The organism is Spongiibacter tropicus DSM 19543, assembly GCF_000420325.1.
Taxonomy (GTDB): domain Bacteria; phylum Pseudomonadota; class Gammaproteobacteria; order Pseudomonadales; family Spongiibacteraceae; genus Spongiibacter; species Spongiibacter tropicus.
In genome coordinates this window covers 197681-218170 of record NZ_ATUS01000006.1, presented here as the reverse complement: position 1 = coordinate 218170, position 20490 = coordinate 197681, and the positions used below count along the sequence as shown (strand labels likewise).

Genomic DNA, 20490 nt, shown 5'->3' with positions numbered 1-20490 from the left:
AAGGGGTATCCATTTAGCTCCACCTCTCATTTATTCCTCCTTAGCCTTCCTCACAACGACGTTCTCGTAAGTCACCGGTTCAGTTGCAACAGCCTGCTGCAACAATCGGTAAAACAACATCCCTCGCGATCTTGAAGAACGGCGATTAAATCGGAACACGAACTCATCAAGGTAAGCGTCAAGTTGTTCGGGCCGAACAGCCCCATGATGGGTGCCAAGTAGCCAGCGTTTAATCAGTGAAGCGACACGGTGTACGCCCGGCATTGAGGTATGTGCAGGCGTTTCCGAACCCAGCATGACTTTTCGATCATGCTGGTAACCGAGCTCATGTAGCTTCACATACATACCCGCGCCATCGGTGCGGACATGGCTGCCGGTTTCTATTGAGTTCTGGATAAAGGGCAGGACATTACCCTTCGTGTCATCATCAATGCGACGCAAGCGAATCCGACCGAAGCCTTGGGGCTCCTTTATCTCCACCGCAAGAATGATAAGTACGCGCTGTGTATGGCTTTTCCGCTTGCTTCTATCCCCCGGCCGGCCATCAGTCATATCCAGATAGGTCTCATCGACCTCGACCAAACCGTGCAGTTTTTCTCTACCCGGCCTGATCATCGCCCGGCGATACCGATGCAGAATCATCCAGGCTGTCTGGTAGCTTCCCAAGCCTAATACCCGCTGCAAGCCAAGCGCGCTTACACCTTGCTTCTGATTGGTCAGATACCATGCTGCCGCCAGCCACACTCGGAGTGGTGTTCTCGTCTTGCTAAAAATCGTACCGGCAGTAACAGAGCTTTGATAACGACAGTGGCGACAAATCAATCGACCGCGATTCGCTCTATGCGGCTTCCCCGCCAGGGCACAGGATGGACACACGAAGCCTTCTGGCCAACGGAGTTTTTCGAGATAAGCAAGACAGGCATCCTCAGTGGAAAACCAGTCCAGGAATGCATTCCAATTTTGGGGGTAGTCTTTGCCGGCAATCGGGGATAAAGTATGGATATCCATCCAGTAGTTATACGCTATGTGGAGCTAAATGGATACCCCTTATATACATACATACTACTGACAGGGATTGTCATTATGAGCGCTTCACCATTCCTTCGGTCATTGCGGGAGCACATGCTAGTGCGTCGCTACAGTTTACGTACAGTAAAGTCGTACAGCTATTGGATCAAGTTTTTCATTCTCTTTCATGGCAAGGTCCATCCGGCTGAGCTAGGTGGCGCAGAGGTCGAGGCTTTTCTTAGTTATCTCGCCTGCGAACGCCGCGTTTCTGCGGCAACACAAGCCATCGCGCTCAACGCATTGGCATTTCTCTATAACCAATACCTTGAACAGCCCCGGGGAGTATCGGTCGATTTCGTCGTGCTCAGCCGCAACGCAAGCTGCCAGTGGTATTGACCCGAAATGAGGTTGCAAGCCTGCTCAATCCGCTGGAAGGCACACCGAAATTGATGGTGTCGATGCTCTACGCTTCTGGACTTCGCCGTATGGAGCTATTGCGCCTGCGCGTTAAGGATATCGACTTCGATAATTTGCAGCTTCAGATATGGCAGGGCAAAGGTGGAAAGCACCGTCTGGTGACTCTGGCGCCTGAGCTGATACCGGCGCTGCGCCGACAGATGGTCGTTGTTGAACGCTAATTAATCGCCGATATAGCCGACACGCGTTTTGCTGGCGTTTGGATGCCTGATGCGTTGGCAAGAAAGTACCCCAACGCCAACAAGAGCCTGGCGTGGCAGTATCTGTTTCCCGCCAGCAGACTCAGCATCGACCCCTACGAGAAATTGATTCGGCGCCACCATTTCGACGAGTCGGCCCTCAACAAGCATATTCGCGCTGCCGCGTTGCGCGCCAAATTGCGCAAGAATGTAACTTCACACACGCTGCGACATTGTTTCGCCACCCATTTATTGCAGGCAGGTGCGGATATTCGCACGATGCAACAACAGCTGGGCCACAGCGACGTTAAAACTACGGAAATCTACACCCATGTATTGAAACAGGGCGCACACGGTGTGCGCAGCCCCTTAAGCGGCCTGTTTACAGAAGCTTGAGCTATTTCAGCAGGCTGAGGTCGACTTGTTTGTCGGCGTGGTAAGACGAGCGCACCAGCGGGCCGCTGGCCACGCTTTTGAAGCCGAGTTCTTCGGCGATACGGCCAAATTCGTCGAATTCTTCCGGGGTGACAAAGCGGTCGACGGGCAGGTGATCGCGACTGGGCTGGAGGTACTGGCCGAGGGTGATCATGTCGATGTTGTGAGCGCGCATGTCTTTCATGACTTGAATCAGCTCGTCAGCCGTTTCACCCAGCCCCAGCATCAGGCCGGATTTGGTCAGCACATCGGGGCGACGCTCTTTGTATTTTTTCAGCAGGTCGAGTGACCACTGGTAGTCAGACCCTGGACGGATTTTTTTGTAGAGACTCGGCACGGATTCCAGGTTGTGGTTGAACACATCCGGCGCTTCTTTTTCGAGAATATCCAAAGCGACATCCATGCGGCCACGGAAGTCTGGTACGAGCACTTCCACGCGAATACCGGGGGTACGGGCGCGGGTTTCGCGAATGCAGTTGGCGAAATGCTGGGCACCACCGTCGCGCAGGTCATCGCGGTCAACCGAGGTGATTACCACGTATTTAAGCTGCATTTCAGCAATGGCTTCGGCCAGCTCAACGGGCTCGTTTTCATCCAGGGCGTTGGGGCGCCCATGGGCAACATCGCAGAAGGGGCAGCGGCGGGTACAGATTTCCCCCATGATCATGAATGTGGCGGTACCGCCACTGAAGCACTCACCCAGATTGGGGCAGGCAGCCTCTTCGCACACCGAGGCGAGCTTGTGCTTGCGCAGAATTTGCTTGATGCGGCTGATTTCCGGGCTGGCAGGCAGCTTGGCGCGAATCCATTTGGGTTTGGCGGGCAGTTCAACGGTGGGAATGACCTTGACCGGGATGCGGGCAACCTTGTCGGCGCCGCGCAGTTTTTCACCCTGTACGACTTTTTTTACGGCGGGGCGTTTGCTTACGGCGCTGTCTTGGCCTTGCTCACTCATTGCTTGCCTCAGTGCCTGGGTATCAGGCGGGTAGTTGTGTGTCGTCCAGCACGGGGCTGGCACTGTAATCCAGCCGCGTTGATAGATTGGCGGCCAGACTGTCCATCAGTTGTGTTTGCGTGGCGGCGTTTGCATCGCGCTCACTGCGAATATCGGTGACGGCCATGCCGATATGGCCGCAGGGGTTGATACGCTGAAAAACGCTGAGGTCCATATCGACGTTCAGGCTCAAACCGTGAAAGCTGCAACCGCGCCTGACACGCAAACCGAGCTGGGCGATTTTGGCACCGCTTTCGACGTAAACCCCCGGTGCGTCGGCACGCGGGTGAGCGGGAATCCCCAGATCAGCCAGGGTCTCTACGATACTCTCTTCAATGGCGGTAACCAAATCCCGAACGCCGATACCGCGTCTTTTCAGGTCGATCAGCACATAACCCACAAGCTGACCGGGACCGTGATAGGTAACCTGCCCACCGCGATCGACCTGCACCACGGGAATATCGCCCGGCATAAGAATGTGCTCGGCCTTGCCCGCCTGCCCCTGGGTGAACACAGCATCGTGCTCCAGAAACCAGATTTCATCGCGGCTGTGCTCGTCGCGCTGGTCAGTGTAGGCCTGCATGGCACGCCACACCGGCTCGTAGGCCTGACGACCCAAACGTCGCTGATACAGCTCCATCACAGCACCATTTTCACGACGCCGGTCGCTTTCAGATCAACGTGGATACTCTCCAGTTGCTCCACTCCGGTGGCGGTAATGGTGATGGTCATCGACATGAAGCGGCCTTCACGGCTCAGGCGCTCACTGACGCAGTTCTCTGCCAGCGGCGCGGCGTGGCGCTGCATGACGTCCATGACCAGGCCACGGGCCTCGTCATGGTTGTCGGCGATAACCTTGATGGGGTAATCGCAGGGAAATTCAATTTTCGGGGGTTCTTGCTGACTCACGCGGCCTCTCAGGACACCAGATTGAGGAAGAACAGCACAATGCTGTCCCACAGGCGTTTGAAAATGCTGCCTTCCTCGACGTTTTTCAAGGCCACGAGCGGGGCGCGAACCTTTTCTTCGCCATCAAGGCTCACGACCAGTTCGCCGTATTCACTGTCGGCGGTGATCGGCGCGGTCAGCACATCATCGACAATCAACTGGGCGTTGAGAGCGTCGACTTTGCCGCGCGGGATGGTCAGGTAGACGTCGTCGCGCAGTCCCAGCGACACATTGGCCTCCTCGCCTTTCCACACTTTGGCATTGGTCAGCTCCGTACCGGCTGAATACAGGTGATGGGTTTCAAAGTAACGGAAGCCGTAGGACAGGAGTTTTTGCGTTTCGCGCTCGCGGCTGCGTTCGCTCTTGGTTCCCATGACCACAGAGATCAGGCGCATACCTTCACGCTTGGCGGAAGACACCAGACAGTAGCCGGCTTCGCTGGTGTGGCCGGTTTTCAGACCATCGACGGTGGGGTCGGTCCACAACAGGCCATTGCGGTTGTTCTGGCGAATCCCGTTGAAGGTGAACTCCTTGTCGCTGTAGAGCGCATACTCCTTGTCAAAGCCGATAATCGCCCGAGCGAGAATGGCCAGATCGCGGGCCGAGGTAAAATGCTCGGGATGCGGCAGGCCGTGGGAGTTCATGTAATGGGTATTTTCCAGACCGAGCATGTCGGCATGGCGGTTCATAATATCGGCAAAGGCCTCTTCACTGCCCGCCAGGTATTCCGCCACGGCAACACTGGAGTCGTTACCGGAGCTGATCACCACGCCTTTGTGCAGGTCGCCCAGGCTTACCTGCTTGCCGACTTCGATCCACATCAGTGAGGAACCGGCAAAAATCGGGTTCTGAGCCCAGGCGTTTTTGCTGATTGTGACCATGTCCTGATTGCTGACCTGACCGCGTTCCAGCTCGTAGCTCAGCACGTAGCTGGTCATCAGCTTGGTCAGACTGGCCGGGGGAAGGCGCTCATCGGCATTGTGCTCAATCAGCACTTCGCCACTGTCGGCATCCATCAGCAGGTAAGCAGAGGCGGCCACGGCGGGCGGCGCCGGAACCAGATTGGGTTGGGCCAGGGCGCTCACCGAGGTGAGTACGGCGACGAGGGCAAACACTAAGCGTTTCAAAACGGGACCTTTCTTCCTATTGAGGTTGCTGTGGCAGTTCGTGCTGCTTCGGAGTTAACGGCGCTCATCCACGATCAGGCTGGGTTCTCCGGTCCAGCGGCTGCGCAACGCCTGCTTGGCCGCCTGTACCGAGGGGTAATCGGGCAGCGGTCCGATGCGCACCCGGTGAATCGCGCGTTCGGCCGACTGCTGACTGGCCACCATAACCGGATACGGCAAGCCGCTGCTGAGCGAGGCCTCTAACTGCTGGGCCGACGTCAGTTGCGAAAACGCCGCCACCTGAAGGTAATACTGGGCGTCGGGGGCGCCGTCTTTGCTGCCGATATTATCCGTGTCAATGACTTCAATTTCCACCGGCGCCGTGCCCTTCTCGGCAAAGCCCAGTTTCACCGCCGCCGCGTAGGACAGATCAATGATCCGCCCTTCGTGGAAGGGGCCGCGATCATTGACTCTGACCACGGCCTCGCGCCCGTTATCGAGATTCTTCACCCGAACGTAGACCGGAATCGGCAGACTGCGATGGGCCGCCGTCATGTCGTAGAGGCTGTACACCTCGCCATTGGCCGTGCGCTGACCGTGAAACTTGGTGCCATACCACGACGCTACGCCGCGCTGGGTAAAGCCACGGTGATCGTCGACCAGTCGATAGGTTTTACCCAACACCGTGTAGGGGTTGGAGTTGCCTGCCAGACGAATCACCTCGGGCTGAGGAACCGCATCGGCAATGCTGTTGGGGTCGAGAATATCGGCGGGGGCGCCGTCTTTTTCTGTGGGGACCCAAACCGGCCCCGAGTCGCTTACGCGAGTGGGCTGCTGGCTACAGGCGGCCAGCAGCGCTAGAGCAACAATCAGCAGTGTACGCATCAGTTGGAGGCAACCTCACTGTGGTATTTCGCCGCCACCATCTGACTGAGCTGGTGCGCCGCCATGGCATACATGGCACTGTGGTTGTAGCGGGTAATCACATAGAAATTATGCAGGCCCACCCAGTATTCGTCGCCGTCGTCACCGTCCAGTTTCATGGCGGTCGCCTTGGCATCGGCGGCCAGTTTACGATCGCTGCCAATACCGGCTTTCTTCAAGTCTGCAATGGTTTTTACCGGCTTCAGGCCGGCATTGAACAGGCTGTCATCGACGCTCTCTGACAACACGGCACCGGCAACCACCGGCTCGCCATTGCGCCAGCCGTGACGGGCGAAGTAGTTGGCAACACTGCCGATGGCATCGACCACATTGGTAACAATGTCGGCCTGACCGTCATCGTCAAAGTCCACCGCGTAAGCGCGATAGCTGCTGGGAATAAACTGGCCGTAGCCCATGGCACCGGCGTAGCTGCCCTTGAAGCTGAGCGGATCAAAATCCTGCTCGCGCACCATCAGCAGATACTGCTCGAGCTGGCCGAGAAAAAACTTGCTGCGGCGTGGAAAATCAAAGCCCAATGTCGCCAGCGCATCGACTACACGGTAGCTGCCTTTGTTGCGGCCATAGCGGGTCTCGACACCGATGATGCCCACAATCATTTCAGCGGGAACACCAAATTCCTTTTCGGCACGGGCCAGGGTATCCGCGTGTTCTTTCCAGAATGCCACGCCCTGATCGATGCGGGAGTCCTGGATGAAAATTTTGCGGTAGCGTCCCCAGGTCATCACCGACTCTGCGGGACGCTCCATCGCATCAATAATGGATTGCTTCTTCTCGGCCTCGGCGAGAATGCCTTCCACCCAGTCGCGGTCGAAGCTGTGTTCCTCGACCATTTTGTTCACAAACTCATCGGCCAGCGCATGCTGGCGGTAATCGGCACTGGCCAGTGCAGGCAGCGCCAGCAGTGTGGCGGCGAAGGCGTGGCGCAGACGCACCGCAGACATCAGATTTAGAAATTTCACCGTCGTTATCTCTCTTTATTTCGGACTGTTCGATCTGCGCTAAGTCAGACCCCTTGCGCGGGCGCAAGACTGGTTATTGGTGCACCAGCCGCTCGTCGGCACAGATTCCCATCAATATGCCAAAACCCACCAACAATGTCACAAGGGAGGTGCCCCCCTGACTGACCAGCGGCAGTGGAACCCCCACCACCGGCAGCAGCCCGGAGACCATACCCATGTTAACGAATACGTAGACAAAGAAAGTGAGGATAATACTCCCGCCCAACAAGCGTCCGAAGCAATGTTTTGCCTGAGTGGCAATCCACACACCGCGCCCGATGATCAGGCCGTAGAGCAGCAACAGCAGCAAGACCCCGCGCAGGCCGTGTTCTTCCGCCAGTACCGCAATGATGAAGTCGGTGTGGCTTTCCGGCAGAAAATCGAGATGCGACTGGGTGCCCAACAGCCAACCCTTGCCTTCAAAGCCCCCGGAACCGATGGCCGTTTTGGACTGAATGATGTTCCACCCCGCCCCCAGCTTGTCACTTTCGGGATTCAGCAGGGTGAGAATCCGCTGGCGCTGGTAATCGTGCAGCACAAAGTGCCACATCGGCCACGCCGCCGCCGCCAGCAGCGCCATACACGAGGCCACAAACGCCCAGCTAATACCGCCGAGAAACAGCACGAACACCCCGGAGGTGGCAATAAGAATCGAGGTCCCCAGGTCCGGCTGCGTCGCCACCAGAACCGTGGGGACAAGGATCAGAATCAGACTCACCGCCGTGTGTCGCCAGCCCGGCGGCAGCGGATGAGAGGACAAATGCCACGCCACCGTCATTGGCATGATCAACTTGGCCAGCTCCGAGGGCTGAAAGCGGAAGCCACCCAGCGACAGCCAGCGCTGCGCACCTTTGGCCCCCACCCCGACAAAATCCACCGCCAGCAGCAGAATGACCACCCCCGCAAAGGCAAAGGGCGCCCAGCGCTGAAGCTGCTCGGCGTGAAGCTGCGCGACCAGCAACATCACCACAAAGGCGACGGACAGGAAGCGTCCCTGACGCAGCACCACGGCGCTGTTCTCATCGCTGGCGCTGTACAGCACCGCCAGTCCCACACCGCTCAGGATCAACAGCAATACCAGCAAAATCGGATCGATACGCAGGCGCTGAGACAGGCTGCGCTGGCTGTGCATAGGCCCGGCGCCACCGGGTAACTGGCGCAGGAAATCGGAATTATTCATCGCTCTTTACCTCGGGAACCGGCGCCACTTGATCGGCACCACTCAGGTAGGCATCAATGACCGCCCGCGCGACCGGGCCAGCCACCCCGCCACCGCTCTCGCCGTTCTCAACTATAACCGCCACCGCGATCCGGGGGTCTTCCACCGGTGCGAAGGCCACAAACAGGGCGTGGTCGCGCTTGCGCTTCTCCAGTGCCTCGGAGTCGTACTTTTCACCCTCGGCGATACTCACCACCTGCGCGGTACCGGTTTTGCCCGCCAGGCGGTAGTCGAGGCCACGGCGCAATGACCGGCCCGTGCCGCGCACGCCGTAGATCACTTCCTCCATGCCGCGTACGACAGCATTCCAGGCGCTCTCGGGCACATCTTCCATTTTGCCCAGCAGCGGCGCTTCAACCGGCTCTCCCGCCACAGACGCCAGCAGGCGCGGCGCACGCAGCTCTCCACGAGAGGCAATCACCGAGGTCGCCACCGCAATCTGCAGCGGCGTGGCCAGCATAAAGCCCTGACCGATGCCCACGTTGATGGTCTCGCCGGGATACCAGTGGCTGCCACGGGTCGCCTCTTTCCACGCTCGCGATGGCAGCAGCCCGGCACGCTCGTTGGTATTGTCGATGCCGGTCACATTGCCCAGACCGAAGCGCGTGCCAAAGTCATAAAGACGGTCAATGCCGAGTTTGTAGGCCAGTTCGTAGAAGTAAACATCGCAGCTTTCTGCAATCGCCTCGTTCATGTCGACATAGGCGCCGTGGCCGCCGCGCTTCCAGTCGCGATAGCGGCGGGTGTCATTAGGCAGACTGAACCAGCCGGGATCCGCAAAGCGGGTCGACGGGGTCACCACACCGTAATACAAACCGGCCAGCGCCCAGACCGGCTTGATGGTTGATGCCGGGGGGTACTGGCCCTGCAAAGAGCGGTTGTACAGCGGCAGGTCGGGGTCTTCCTGCAGGGCGCGGTAGTTTTTGCTGCTGATGCCGTTAACAAAGAGGTTGGCGTCGTAACTGGGCGAACTGACCATCGCGATGACCCCGCCGGTAGCGGGATCGATCGCCACGACCGCGCCGCGTCGCCCCGCCATGGCTTTCATGGCAATGCGCTGTACACGGGCATCGAGGTGTAAGCGAATATCACCGCCGGGCAGCGGGTCATGGCGCTCCAGCACGCGCAAAATTCGGCCGTGGGCGTTGCTCTCCACGTTTTGATAGCCGACGGTGCCGTGCAGCAGATCTTCGTAGTATTTTTCCAGACCGATTTTGCCGATGTGGTGAGTGCCGCTGTAGTTGACCGGGTCGATCTCGTCGACCTCGCGCTCGCTGATACGCCCGACATAACCCAACACGTGGGCAAAGAGTTCACCGTGCGGATAGTGGCGCACCAACTGGGCATTCACTTCAACGCCGGGAATTCGGTGGCGGTTGACCGCGACCACCGCGATTTCTTCTTCGGTGAGGCGGAATTTAAGCGGCACTTCCTCATAGGGGCGACGACGGCTCAACCGCTTTTCAAACTGCTGAATGTCATCGTCATCGAGTTCGATCAGCTCGGCGATAATCGCCAGCGTGTCATCCAGCGATTTCACCCGCTCGCGAACAACGGTGAGCGTATAGCTGGGAATATTCTCGGCCAGCAGAATGCCGTTGCGATCAAAGATAAGACCGCGCTTGGGGGCGATGGGCATCAGCTGAATGCGGTTGCGATCCGACTGGGTTTTGTACACGTCGTAGTCGATGATCTGCAGCAGGGTATAGCGGTAGACCAGCACCCCGGTCATCATCACCAGCATCACTGCGCACACCAGCATGCGGCGCTTGTAAATGCTGCGCTCGCGGTAGGTGTTTTTAAGCAACTGCCGTCGGTGTCGTCTGGCCATTATCAGCGGTGGTAGGGGTGATTGGCGAGTATCGTCCAAGCGCGATACAACTGCTCGGCGAACATAACTCTAACCAGTGGGTGTGGCAAGGTCATTGCCGACAGCGACCATTTTTCTGCGGCCGCCGACAGGCATTCGCTGGCGAGGCCGTCGGGACCGCCCACCAGAATACTCACGTTGTCGCCGTCCATACGCCATTGATCCAGTGAACTCGACAGCGACTCGGTGCTGATCGAACGCCCTTTCACATCCAGCGCAATAATGCGATCACCCTTGCCCACGGCGGCCAGCATGGCCTCGCCTTCCTGGGTAATCGCACGGCGAATATCGGTGTTCTTGCCGCGCTTGCCCAGCGGCAATTCGCGGATGTCCAACTGCACGTCGGCGGGCAGGCGTTTGCGGTACTCGGCAACACCGGCCTCGACCCAGTCGGGCATTTTACTGCCGATACAAATCAGGCTAACTCTCATCACCGCCGCCAGCCGGAACTTGCCAGAGGCGCTCCAGATCGTAGAACTGACGGGCTTCGGGCAACATGACGTGAACCACCAGATCACCGAAGTCCACCAGAATCCAGTCGGCGCTCTGCTGACCTTCCATACCCAGCGGCGTATAGCCGGCCTTTTTGGCCTCGACCCAGACATTGTCGGCCAGAGATTTAACATGGCGGGACGAGGTGCCGCTGCACACCACCATGTAGTCGGTCACACCACTGATGCCTCGCACATCCAGGGTGGTGATATCGCGCCCTTTCACATCTTCAAGAGCGTCGATGACCCGCTTTTTCAATTCCTCAACGGCCATTAATTTAGGCTTCCTGTTTTACTGGTTTGCTTACTTGGTTTGATAAAGGCCCCACCGGGCAATGTGTGCTGCCACAACATCGGGCAGCAAATAGCGAATCGAACGGCCGCTGGCGACACGCTCGCGAATATCGGTGGCAGAAATCGGCAGCTGGCGCAGGCGAACACTGGCAAACTTGCCGGCGGGCTCACTTGCCAGATCAGCCACATGCGACACCCGGCGCGCATTCATCGCCATCGCCACTTCCGGCGCCGCCTCGAGCGGGTAATCGGCGCGTTCCAGCACCAGCAGATGGGCGTAATCAAGCAGGGATGACCACTGCTGCCAATGTTGCAGCCTAGCGTAGGCATCGCTGCCCACGACCATGGTCAGGGTCACCGCCTCACCCAGCTCGGCGCGCAAGTCGCGCAAACTTTCTACGGTGTAGGAGGCCGCATCCCGCCCCAATTCGCGATCATCCACCCGAAAACCGGGCTCACCCTCTACCGCCGCCTGCACCATGGTCAGGCGCTGTTGGCTGCTCGCCCCCGGCTCGCCGCGCAGCGGAGGACGGTGACTGGGCATCAGGCGCAGCTCGTCTGCGCCCAGCAGTTCCTTCAGTTCGATCGCCGAACGCAGGTGGCCGTGGTGAATGGGGTCAAAGGTGCCGCCAAACACCACAATGTGGCGATGTGGAGTCGTCATGAGCGGCGCTTAGCTGCGCACGTGTCCGTCGCCGAACACGATCCACTTCTGGGAGGTCAGGCCTTCCAGCCCCACCGGACCGCGCGCGTGAATCTTGTCAGTGGAAATGCCGATCTCCGCACCGAGGCCATACTCGAAGCCGTCGGCAAAGCGGGTGGAGGCATTGACCATCACTGAGCTGGAATCCACCTCACGCAGGAAGCGACGCGCCAGCGTGTAGTTCTCAGTAACAATCGACTCGGTGTGGCCGGAGCTGTAGCGGTCGATATGATCCATGGCTTCGTCGATACCGGCGACAACTTTGACCGACAGGATCGGCGCCAGGTATTCCGTCGCCCAGTCCTCGTCACTGGCTTCCACGGCACCCATCAGCACCTGACGAGTGCGGGGGCAACCGCGCAGTTCCACGCCCGCCGCCTGCAGATCTTCCGCAATGGGCGGCAGCACTTCTTCAGCGCGACTCTCGGCAACCAGCAGGGTTTCCAGCGTATTGCAGGTGCCAAAGCGTTGAGCCTTGGCATTCAGCACAATGGCCCGGGCTTTGTCGGCATCGGCTTCATCATCGATATACACGTGGCAAATGCCGTCCAGGTGTTTGATCACCGTCACCTTGGCATCGCGGGATATGCGTTCAATCAGTCCCTTGCCACCGCGCGGAACAATCACGTCGACATACTCGGGCATGGTGATCAGCTCACCCACCGCCGCGCGATCGGTGGTTTCCACCACCTGTACCGCCGACTCAGGCAAGCCGGCCTGACTGAGGCCGGTCGCAATACAGGCGGCCAGCGCCTGATTGGAGTGAATGGCCTCGGAGCCGCCACGCAGAATGGCAGCATTGCCCGATTTCAGGCAGAGACTGGCCGCCTCGGCCGTCACATTGGGACGGGACTCATAAATAATGCCCACCACGCCGAGGGGCACGCGCATTTTACCGACCTGTATGCCACTGGGGCGGTAACTCATATTGCTGATTTCACCCACCGGGTCCGGCAGCGCCGCAACTTGCTTCAGCCCTTCAATAATTCCGTCGATACGCGCCGGGGTCAGCGCCAGACGATCCAGCATCGCGGCATCCAGACCCGCGGCTTCACCGGCTTGCAGATCTTTCTGATTGGCCTCGGCAATGGCCTGGCGCGAAGCGTCCACAGCCTCGGCGATCGCCGCCAGAGCCCGGTTTTTGGCGCCGCTGTCTGCAGCAGCCAGAACACGCGCAGCGGCGCGGGCCTGCTGCCCGAGCTGTTGCATATATTGTTTGATGTCCATCGACGCAAATCCCCTTGAAACAGTGCGCGTGGCGGGTATTGAGAAAAAGGCAGACAGTATACCGGAATGGGCGGGGACTCACTACGCGCCAGGGGCGCGCAGTGCGCGGACGGGCCCGACCTAGCCGGAGACGCGCTCCAGCAGTTCGTGCAAAACATCGAGGCGCTGCAGCGGATCATCCACTTCCAGCAAGGGGTACACATCGGCAGGTTCAAGTGGCAGCAGTTGTGCGAGCCGATTGACGAGGTCGCCTGTGCCGCTGACCTCGCCACTCATCCCCATGCGTTGCACGTGGGGGTGATCGAGCAACTGCGACAGCAACGCCGCCAACTCATCGGCCTCTTCGGGCAAAGGAATATCCTCGACTTCGTCGAGCCACTCCACGGTCCCGCGGTGGAGACCGCTGGCATCCTGCGCACTGCTGTGCAGACGGAAACGGCGACCGCCTTCCACCACCAGCCCCAGTAATCCATCATCAGTCTGATCCCAGTCGACAATGTGGGCCTCGCAGCCGACCACGGCCAGTTGCGGGCGCTGGTCGTCGCCGTTGACTTCACTGCCCTGGTGAAGGTGAATCACCCCAAAGCTGGCTTGCTCCCGCAGGGTGCTACGCACCAAATCGAGATAGCGCTGTTCGAAAATCCGCAGCGCCATGCGCCCGCCCGGAAACAGCACCGAGCGCAAGGGGAAGAGCGGATAGTCTTGTTGGCGATCAGCGGCCATTGGCGTCTTCCGCCCCCAGCGGTTTCACCAGCAGAATCAGCTTGGGCAGCAACAGCATGGCGCCCATCAGCGCCGCCACCATCGCCAAGCCGGTGAGCAGGCCAAAGTAGATACTCGGCGTGAAGTTGGACAACGCCAGAATACTGAAGCCGAACACGATGATGACCGAGGTGTAGTACATGGCCTTGCCGATACTGCCGTGACAGCGGTACATGGTGGCGAGATAGTTACGGTCTTTAGGGAATTCCGAACGGAAGCGATGCACGTAGTGGATGGTATCGTCCACACCGATGCCGACAGTGATCGCCGCGATGGTAATGGTCATCATATCCAGAGGAATACCCACCAGCCCCATGCCGCCGAGCACTGCACCGGCGGCCAGCAGATTGGGCGTCAGCGCAATCATGGCCAGACTGAAGCTGCGGAACAGCACCACGAACATGGCGAGAATCGCGACAAATACCGCCGCCAGCGTCAATATCTGCGAGGTAAACAGGCTTTGCAGCATATTGTTGTACAGCACCAGCAGGCCGGTCAGGCGCACCTGATCTTCCTCAAAACCCAGTTCGTCAATCAGGTGTTGACGAACGTCTTTCAGCAACTGGTCGCGGTGCAGGCTGTGGCTGGTTTCTTTCACGCGCAGACTGATCCGCGCCTGGTCGGCTTCTACCGACAGATAGGGATCGACCAGAATATTGGTGATCGACTCGGGCAGCGAACGCTGCGCCAGTGCCAGTTGCAGGTCATCGACATTACCCATGACAAGCTGCATCAGTTCATAGAAGGTCGCCAGCGACAGCACTTTGCCGGTTTCGGGCAGGCTATCGAGGTAATCGTGCACCTCCTTGATCCGGCGCATACCGGCCACAGTAAACCACTCGCTCTGCGGAGAGCTGGCAGCGCCACCGCCAAAGTCATCCCCGAAGTCCTCGCCAAAATCGTCGGCGAAATCATCTTGCGGCGGGGCAAAATCGTCGGCATTGCTGAAGTCTTCGGAGAAGGCGTCGTCGAATTCACCGCCGTCGGACGGCGCCGATGCCACATCAGGGCGATCCAGAATCACATCCAGACCAATGGTGCCGCCCAGTTCGGCGTCGATGGTCTCCATGCCCTGATAGATTTCGGTGTCTTCGTGGAAGTAGTCGATAAACCGGTTTTCCACTTTCAACTGGCTGATGCCCCAGGCACTCGCCACCAGCATCACCAGCGACACAGTGATAATGGTACCGCCGAAACGTTCAGTGGCACGGGCAAAATACAGCGTCAACGATGCGTCGCCACTGTCGCCGCCTTTTTCATCGCGGGTCGGCAGCAGCATGAGAATACAGGGCAGGATCAGGAAGCTGAGCAGCAGCGCTGAGGTCACCCCCATCGTCATCATCCAGCCAAAATCGATCACCGGACGAATACCGCTGATCACCAGCGAGGCGAATGCCACCAGCGTTGTCAGCGCGGTGTAAAAACAAGGCTTGGCCATCACGCGCACGGTTTCGCTGACCCGCTCCATCTGGCTGCTACTGGGCGACAGCGCGGCAATTTCGCGGTAGCGCACCACCAGGTGAATGGTGATCGCCAGCGTGATGATGAGCAGCAGTGCGACAAAGTTGGCGGAGATCACCGTCAGTCGCCAATCGAGGAAGGCCAGCAGCCCCATCATAAAGACCACGGTGGCCACACAGTTGAGCAGAGGAATGAGTACCCAGCGCGGACTGCGGAAAATCACCAGCAGCAGGAAAATAATGAAGGCGAGAATGCCACTGCCGAACACCTTCAGATCGCTCTTCACAAAGTCGATCATGTCGACAGAGATCATCGGCACACCACCGAGGAACAGGCGGGCACCGTCGCGATAGCCATCCAGCACGTCGCGCGCCTTGGCGACCAGCACCTCCTGACGCTCGTGCACCTCGGTGACATAGTCGTCGAAGATATTTTCGACCCGCTCCAGCTCTGCCTGCTGCTCCGGGCTCAGCGTTTCAAGCTTGGCCTGCTGACGCAGGGCATCGCGTTCGTTTACCAGTTCAAAGTAGCGCTCGTCACGCTGCAGATTGACCTGCAGGGCGGTGGTACTGCCGTCCGGGCTGGTCAACAGGGAACGGTAGATCGGGCTATTGGCAAACTCTTCCCTCGCCATTTCCACATCGGCAGTGCCCTTGCTGAGCATCGGGATATTGCCGGAGGTCACATCGCTGATACTGACCGGCGGGCTCTGCAACAGCGGCACATCGAGAATCGAGTTGATGCTCGACACGCCCGGCAACTCTGCCAGCTCATCGCGCAACTTTGCCAACGTATCCAGCGTTTCCGGCGCGTACAAATCCGCCTCGGGCTGATAGGTCACCAGCAGGAATTCTTCGGTCTGATAGCGCTTGCCTATCTCCCGAAAGAAATCCAGCGAGGTATCACCCTCCAACACCAGTGCTTCGGAGGACGCGTCCAGCTTCATCTGGGGAACATAACTGCCCAGAAACGCAATCAGGCCAAACAGCAGAATCAACACCCACAGGGCATTGCGCAGAATAAGCGTTTGGTAAAGGCCGGCGAGGCGCGCTGTCATTGTCGTTCCTTATTCTCTGTAAGCGGGCTTGGCAGCGCCCATGGCGAGTCGGTTTATTCCCCCCAACGGGGTACCAGGCTCTGTTCAATATCGAGGTGGTCGAGAATTCGCGCCACCACAAAATCCACGATGTCGTCCACCGACTGCGGACGGCGGTAAAAGCCGGGAGACGCGGGCATGATCGTCGCCCCCATCTGGCTGAGGCTGAGCATATGTTGCAGATGAATGCTGGACAAGGGCATTTCCCGCGTGACCAGAATCAGCTGCCGCCGCTCTTTGAGCGCGACATCTGCGGCGCGTTCAATCAAATTATTGCTGGCACCGCAGGCAATAGCCGAGAGCGTGCCGGTGCTGGCCGGGCAGACCACCATCCGCGTCGGCGCACCACTGCCCGAGGCTACAGCCGCCATCCAGTCTTCCGGACCGTGAACCTGCAACTGCTCAGGCGGGCAGGCAAAACGCTCGACAAGATACGCATGCAGGGCCTGTGGCTTTGCGGGCAGCGTGTGGTCAGTCTCGGTGGCCACCACCAGCAGCGCGGCCTTGGAAATCATGAAATGCACCGGGCAGCCCGCCGCCAGCAGACACTCCAACAGGCGCAGACCGTACTGTGCGCCCGAGGCGCCGGTGATGGCGAGCGTGACAGCCTTCATGCCGTTTTCCTGTTGCGGAGCGATTCCAGCAGGCGCTGATGAACGCCGCCAAAACCGCCGTTACTCATTATCACCAGATGATCGCCCGGCTTGAGCGCCGCCGTCAGGCTCGCGACACAGTCATCGAGATCCGTACTCAAGCGAGCGGGCACCTGACTGCCCGCGATAACCGCATCCAGCGACCAATCCAAACCGGGCGGCTGATACCAAAGCACCTCGTCCGCCGCCGCAGTCGAGGCCGCCAGCCGGTCGCGATAAATACCCATACGCATGGTATTCGAGCGCGGTTCAATCAACGCAAAAATCCGACCGCCATCCTGCACCCGCCCACGCAGCCCCTGCAAGGTGGTTTCGATAGCCGTCGGGTGGTGGGCAAAATCGTCATACACCGAAATACCGTCGATACAGCCGAGCAGCTCCATACGCCGCTTAACACCCTGAAAACGGTTTAATGCGGCAATGGCACTTTCGGGTGGCACGCCGACATGACGTGCAGCGGCAATCGTCGCCAGCGCATTGGCGACATTGTGTGCGCCGGTATGAGACCAGCAGACTTCACCCAATGGCTGCCCTTTAAAGCAGACCGTAAAGCGCGAGAAGTCGGCACTGGCATCGCGGCTCTGCCAGTCATCATCGCAGGCAAAACGCTCGACTTCGCTCCAGCAGCCCATCGCCAGCGTTTCGTCGATAGACGCGACCTTATCCGGAGCGATGATTCGCCCGGTGCCCGGCACCGTGCGCACCACGTGGTGAAACTGGCGCTGAATCGCGTGCAGATCATCAAAAATATCGGCGTGGTCAAATTCGAGGTTATTGATAATCAGGGTACGCGGGCGGTAGTGAACAAACTTGGAACGTTTATCGAAGAAGGCGCTGTCGTACTCGTCGGCTTCAATGACAAAAAAATCGGACTGACCCAGACGGGCAGACTGACCAAAATCGGCGGGCACGCCGCCAATCAGAAAACCCGGCTGGTAGCCGCAATCTTCCAGCACCCAGGCCAGCATGCTGCTGGTGGTAGTTTTGCCGTGGGTGCCGGAACAGGCCAGTACCCAGCGGTCTTGCAGCAGTTGCTCACTCAGCCACTGAGGGCCGGAGGTATAGCGCAGGCCGCGCTCGAGCACGTACTCCACCGCCGGGTTACCTCGCGACATGGCGTTACCCACCACCACCAGATCCGGCGCCGGATCGAGATGACTGGGATCATAGCCCTCCATCAAGGTAATACCCTGCGCTTCGAGCTGTGTGCTCATGGGCGGGTAGACATTGGCATCGGACCCGGTCACGCGGTGCCCCAGCTCCCGCGCCAGAATAGCGAGGCCACCCATAAAGGTGCCGCAGATTCCCAAAATATGAATGTGCATTGCGTCTGCTTCGGCCGATAATCGTGGTGGGCATGGTATCACCGGACCCGAACAAGCTCTACGGCCCACAGCGTGCGCCAATTTTGGTAATCACCCTCGCAGCAGTTTATAATCCTCGCGAATTTTTCAACCCCGCAATCTCACAAGAAACGGACGACCACCATGAGCTACAACTCTATTCCGGCAGGCAAAGAGCTGCCACACGACATCTTTGTTGCCATCGAAATCCCCGCTAACAGCAGCCCCATCAAGTACGAAATCGACAAGGATTACGACGCACTGATGGTTGACCGCTTCATGGCAACCCCGATGTTCTACCCCGCCAACTACGGCTACATCCCCAACACCCTGTCTGAAGATGGCGACCCACTGGATGTACTGGTTGTTACCCCTTACCCCGTGGTTCCCGGCTCTGTGATTCGCGCCCGTCCTATCGGCATCCTGAACATGAGCGACGAAGCTGGCCAGGACGCCAAACTGCTGGCCGTTCCCCACGACAAGCTGAGCGTACTGTACAAAGACGTCAAAGAGCCTTCTGATCTGCCCGAGCTGCTGATCCAGCAAATCGAGCACTTCTTCGAGAACTATAAAGACCTCGAAAAAGGCAAGTGGGTGAAAGTTGACGGCTGGGCAGGCAGCGCCGAAGCCATGGCCGAAGTGGAAAAAGCCGCTGCAGCCTATAAAGGCTAAGCGACACACCACGCAAAAGCCCGGCACACCGCGAGGTCTGCCGGGCTTTTTTTTGGGCCGCGACAATTTGCCTCTTTCCACCGGACAACCCTTGACCCTATAGTAATCTACAAGGTTTATGCTTGGCCCATGTTCCCCACTTTCAGGAGCGCACCATGAGTCAACTTCGTATCGGCGAACTCGCTAACCGCCTGGGCTGCAGCGTGGAAACACTGCGCTACTACGAGCGCGAGGGCCTGCTTCAGGCCACCGGGCGCAGCGGCAACGGCTACCGTTTTTACAACCATCAATCTGAGCGCCAACTGGCCTTTATTCTCCGCGCCAAAACCATGGGCTTCAGCCTGGAGGATATTCGCGAATTGCTGGCAATTCGCGTTGATCCCACCGCCAACTCCTGCGGCGACGTGCGTAGCATTGCCGAGAGCAAGCTGGCTCAGGTCGATCGCAAACTTGCCGAACTGCAAGCCATGCGCGACGCACTGAGCAAAGTCGTTCACGCCTGCTGTGGCGGCGATGTCCCCGCCGACCACTGCAGCATTCTTCACGCCCTAGAACCTGAAGAGCCCGCAATGGAGCGCGCCCGATGATGGCATTTCTGGAAAACCTCTACCTGCTCAGCCTGGACGCCGCGCCCCTGCTGGTCTTCGGTCTGATTCTCGCCGGTTTGATGAAAGCCTGGCTGCCCACGGCGATGCTCGAGAAACAGCTCGGCGGACCCGGCGTCGGCCCGGTGGTCAAGGCCGCATTGCTGGGCGCCCCCATGCCACTGTGCAGCTGTGGCGTTCTGCCGGTGGCATTGGGGCTGCGACGGGCTGGCGCCTCCAAGGGGGCCACCACGTCGTTCCTGATCTCCACACCGGAAACCGGCGTCGACTCGATTTCCCTGAGTTATGGGCTGCTCGGTCCTGTGCTGACCATCGCTCGCCCTGTCGTTGCCGTGATTAACGCAATAGCCGCAGGTCTGCTTACCGGCTGGGCCGACCACAGTGCCCCGGTCAAACAGCAAGAGGAGCAATCCTGCTGTTGCAGCAGCAAGAAAGCCGAAGCCGCATCCAAAACCAGTTGGAAGCAGGGACTGAGCTTTACCTTCGGACGTCTGCTGGAAGATATGCTGCCCTGGCTGCTGGTCGGGATGTTCTTTGCCGCGGCCGTTCAGACCTTCGTGCCCGAGGCCTGGCTGGCCGAATGGGGACGCGGTCCGCTGGCAATGATTGTGATGGTGCTGATCGGCATTCCCATGTACATCTGCGCCAGCGCCTCAACGCCGATCGCGGCGGGCCTGCTGCTTGCAGGGGTCTCTCCGGGTGCGGTACTGGTCTTCATGCTGGCGGGCCCCGCCAGCAATATTGCAGCCGTAGGCATGGTCTACAAGGAGTTGGGACAGCGAGCGCTGATCGCCTACCTCGGTACGGTATCGACGCTCAGCATTGCCGCGGGATTGATTCTGGACGCCCTGATCGCACAGTTCGGCTGGGAAATTGCGGTTGCCCACGGCAGCCACAGCGCCATGTTGCCGCAATGGATAGCGATTGGCTCTTTGCTGCTGCTGGCGGTGGCCGCCGTCAAACCGCTTCGCCAGCGCAGCCTGGACCGCCTGCTGGCGGCCTGA

Annotated in this window: 21 protein-coding genes and 1 pseudogene; 5 read left to right on the top strand and 17 right to left on the bottom strand. The window is 59.0% G+C overall.

The window, feature by feature from the left end; translation table 11 throughout:
- Positions 1-30: 30 nt before the first annotated feature.
- Positions 31-1008, bottom strand: a complete 978-nt coding sequence (locus G411_RS0118675) for an IS1595 family transposase (RefSeq protein WP_022959703.1) — start codon at positions 1006-1008, stop codon at positions 31-33.
- 120 nt (positions 1009-1128) lie between these two features.
- On the opposite strand from G411_RS0118675, the gene G411_RS22485 reads away from it, so the two are divergent.
- Both G411_RS22485 and G411_RS22480 read left to right on the top strand, forming a co-directional pair.
- Entirely contained in the window at positions 1129-1404 is a 276-nt protein-coding gene (locus tag G411_RS22485; RefSeq protein WP_245542402.1) for a site-specific integrase, read from the top strand.
- A 53-nt stretch (positions 1405-1457) separates the two neighbouring features.
- Positions 1458-2060: pseudogene (locus tag G411_RS22480) on the top strand (integron integrase).
- A 1-nt stretch (position 2061) separates the two neighbouring features.
- On the opposite strand, the gene lipA reads toward G411_RS22480, so the two are convergent.
- The 16 genes from lipA to mpl form a co-directional block, all read right to left on the bottom strand.
- Positions 2062-3054 carry a lipoyl synthase gene (lipA, locus tag G411_RS0118660; RefSeq protein WP_022960709.1) on the bottom strand — a complete coding sequence of 331 codons (993 nt, stop codon included), beginning with the start codon at positions 3052-3054 and terminating at the stop codon, positions 2062-2064.
- Positions 3055-3076: 22 nt separating this feature from the next.
- Positions 3077-3733 carry a lipoyl(octanoyl) transferase LipB gene (gene lipB / locus G411_RS21200; protein ID WP_022960708.1) on the bottom strand — a complete coding sequence of 219 codons (657 nt, stop codon included), beginning with the start codon at positions 3731-3733 and terminating at the stop codon, positions 3077-3079.
- Positions 3733-4002 carry an HP0495 family protein gene (locus G411_RS0118650; RefSeq protein WP_022960707.1) on the bottom strand — a complete coding sequence of 90 codons (270 nt, stop codon included), beginning with the start codon at positions 4000-4002 and terminating at the stop codon, positions 3733-3735. The genes lipB and G411_RS0118650 overlap by 1 nt, the downstream gene beginning before the upstream one ends.
- Positions 4003-4010: 8 nt before the next feature.
- Positions 4011-5168, bottom strand: coding sequence for a D-alanyl-D-alanine carboxypeptidase family protein (locus G411_RS0118645; protein WP_028968603.1), 1158 nt, complete (start codon positions 5166-5168; stop codon positions 4011-4013).
- A gap of 54 nt (positions 5169-5222) precedes the next feature.
- A complete protein-coding gene (locus G411_RS21195; protein WP_022960705.1) occupies positions 5223-6032 on the bottom strand; it encodes a septal ring lytic transglycosylase RlpA family protein in 810 nt (269 codons plus the stop codon).
- Positions 6032-7051: a lytic murein transglycosylase B gene (mltB, locus tag G411_RS0118635; RefSeq protein WP_022960704.1), complete on the bottom strand. Its 1020-nt coding sequence runs from the start codon at positions 7049-7051 to the stop codon at positions 6032-6034. The genes G411_RS21195 and mltB overlap by 1 nt, the downstream gene beginning before the upstream one ends.
- A gap of 73 nt (positions 7052-7124) precedes the next feature.
- Positions 7125-8270 carry a rod shape-determining protein RodA gene (gene rodA, locus G411_RS0118630; protein ID WP_022960703.1) on the bottom strand — a complete coding sequence of 382 codons (1146 nt, stop codon included), beginning with the start codon at positions 8268-8270 and terminating at the stop codon, positions 7125-7127.
- Positions 8263-10140, bottom strand: a complete 1878-nt coding sequence (mrdA, locus tag G411_RS21190; protein ID WP_022960702.1) for a penicillin-binding protein 2 — start codon at positions 10138-10140, stop codon at positions 8263-8265. The genes rodA and mrdA overlap by 8 nt, the downstream gene beginning before the upstream one ends.
- A gap of 2 nt (positions 10141-10142) precedes the next feature.
- Positions 10143-10610: a 23S rRNA (pseudouridine(1915)-N(3))-methyltransferase RlmH gene (gene rlmH, locus G411_RS0118620; RefSeq protein ID WP_022960701.1), complete on the bottom strand. Its 468-nt coding sequence runs from the start codon at positions 10608-10610 to the stop codon at positions 10143-10145.
- Positions 10600-10944 (bottom strand): ribosome silencing factor, encoded by a 345-nt coding sequence (gene rsfS, locus G411_RS0118615; RefSeq protein ID WP_022960700.1) that lies wholly within the window; start codon positions 10942-10944, stop codon positions 10600-10602. Before rsfS ends, rlmH begins: the two co-directional genes overlap by 11 nt.
- A 30-nt stretch (positions 10945-10974) precedes the next feature.
- Positions 10975-11628, bottom strand: coding sequence for a nicotinate-nucleotide adenylyltransferase (gene nadD / locus G411_RS0118610; RefSeq protein ID WP_022960699.1), 654 nt, complete (start codon positions 11626-11628; stop codon positions 10975-10977).
- Positions 11629-11637: 9 nt separating this feature from the next.
- On the bottom strand, positions 11638-12933 hold the full coding sequence (locus tag G411_RS0118605) for a glutamate-5-semialdehyde dehydrogenase (protein ID WP_281168413.1): 1296 nt from the start codon (positions 12931-12933) through the stop codon (positions 11638-11640).
- 81 nt (positions 12934-13014) lie between these two features.
- Positions 13015-13617: an LON peptidase substrate-binding domain-containing protein gene (locus G411_RS0118600; RefSeq protein WP_028968602.1), complete on the bottom strand. Its 603-nt coding sequence runs from the start codon at positions 13615-13617 to the stop codon at positions 13015-13017.
- On the bottom strand, positions 13607-16174 hold the full coding sequence (locus G411_RS0118595; RefSeq protein WP_022960697.1) for an efflux RND transporter permease subunit: 2568 nt from the start codon (positions 16172-16174) through the stop codon (positions 13607-13609). Before G411_RS0118595 ends, G411_RS0118600 begins: the two co-directional genes overlap by 11 nt.
- A 53-nt stretch (positions 16175-16227) precedes the next feature.
- Positions 16228-16827, bottom strand: a complete 600-nt coding sequence (locus G411_RS0118590; protein ID WP_022960696.1) for a flavin prenyltransferase UbiX — start codon at positions 16825-16827, stop codon at positions 16228-16230.
- Positions 16824-18191: a UDP-N-acetylmuramate:L-alanyl-gamma-D-glutamyl-meso-diaminopimelate ligase gene (gene mpl / locus G411_RS0118585; RefSeq protein ID WP_022960695.1), complete on the bottom strand. Its 1368-nt coding sequence runs from the start codon at positions 18189-18191 to the stop codon at positions 16824-16826. The genes G411_RS0118590 and mpl overlap by 4 nt, the downstream gene beginning before the upstream one ends.
- 162 nt (positions 18192-18353) lie before the next feature.
- Here mpl and ppa point away from each other — a divergent pair, with 162 nt between their 5' ends.
- From ppa to G411_RS0118570, 3 genes are all read left to right on the top strand, one after another.
- Positions 18354-18881, top strand: a complete 528-nt coding sequence (ppa, locus tag G411_RS0118580; protein WP_022960694.1) for an inorganic diphosphatase — start codon at positions 18354-18356, stop codon at positions 18879-18881.
- Positions 18882-19036: 155 nt separating this feature from the next.
- Positions 19037-19468, top strand: a complete 432-nt coding sequence (zntR, locus tag G411_RS0118575; RefSeq protein WP_022960693.1) for a Zn(2+)-responsive transcriptional regulator — start codon at positions 19037-19039, stop codon at positions 19466-19468.
- Entirely contained in the window at positions 19465-20490 is a 1026-nt protein-coding gene (locus G411_RS0118570; protein WP_022960692.1) for an SO_0444 family Cu/Zn efflux transporter, read from the top strand. Before zntR ends, G411_RS0118570 begins: the two co-directional genes overlap by 4 nt.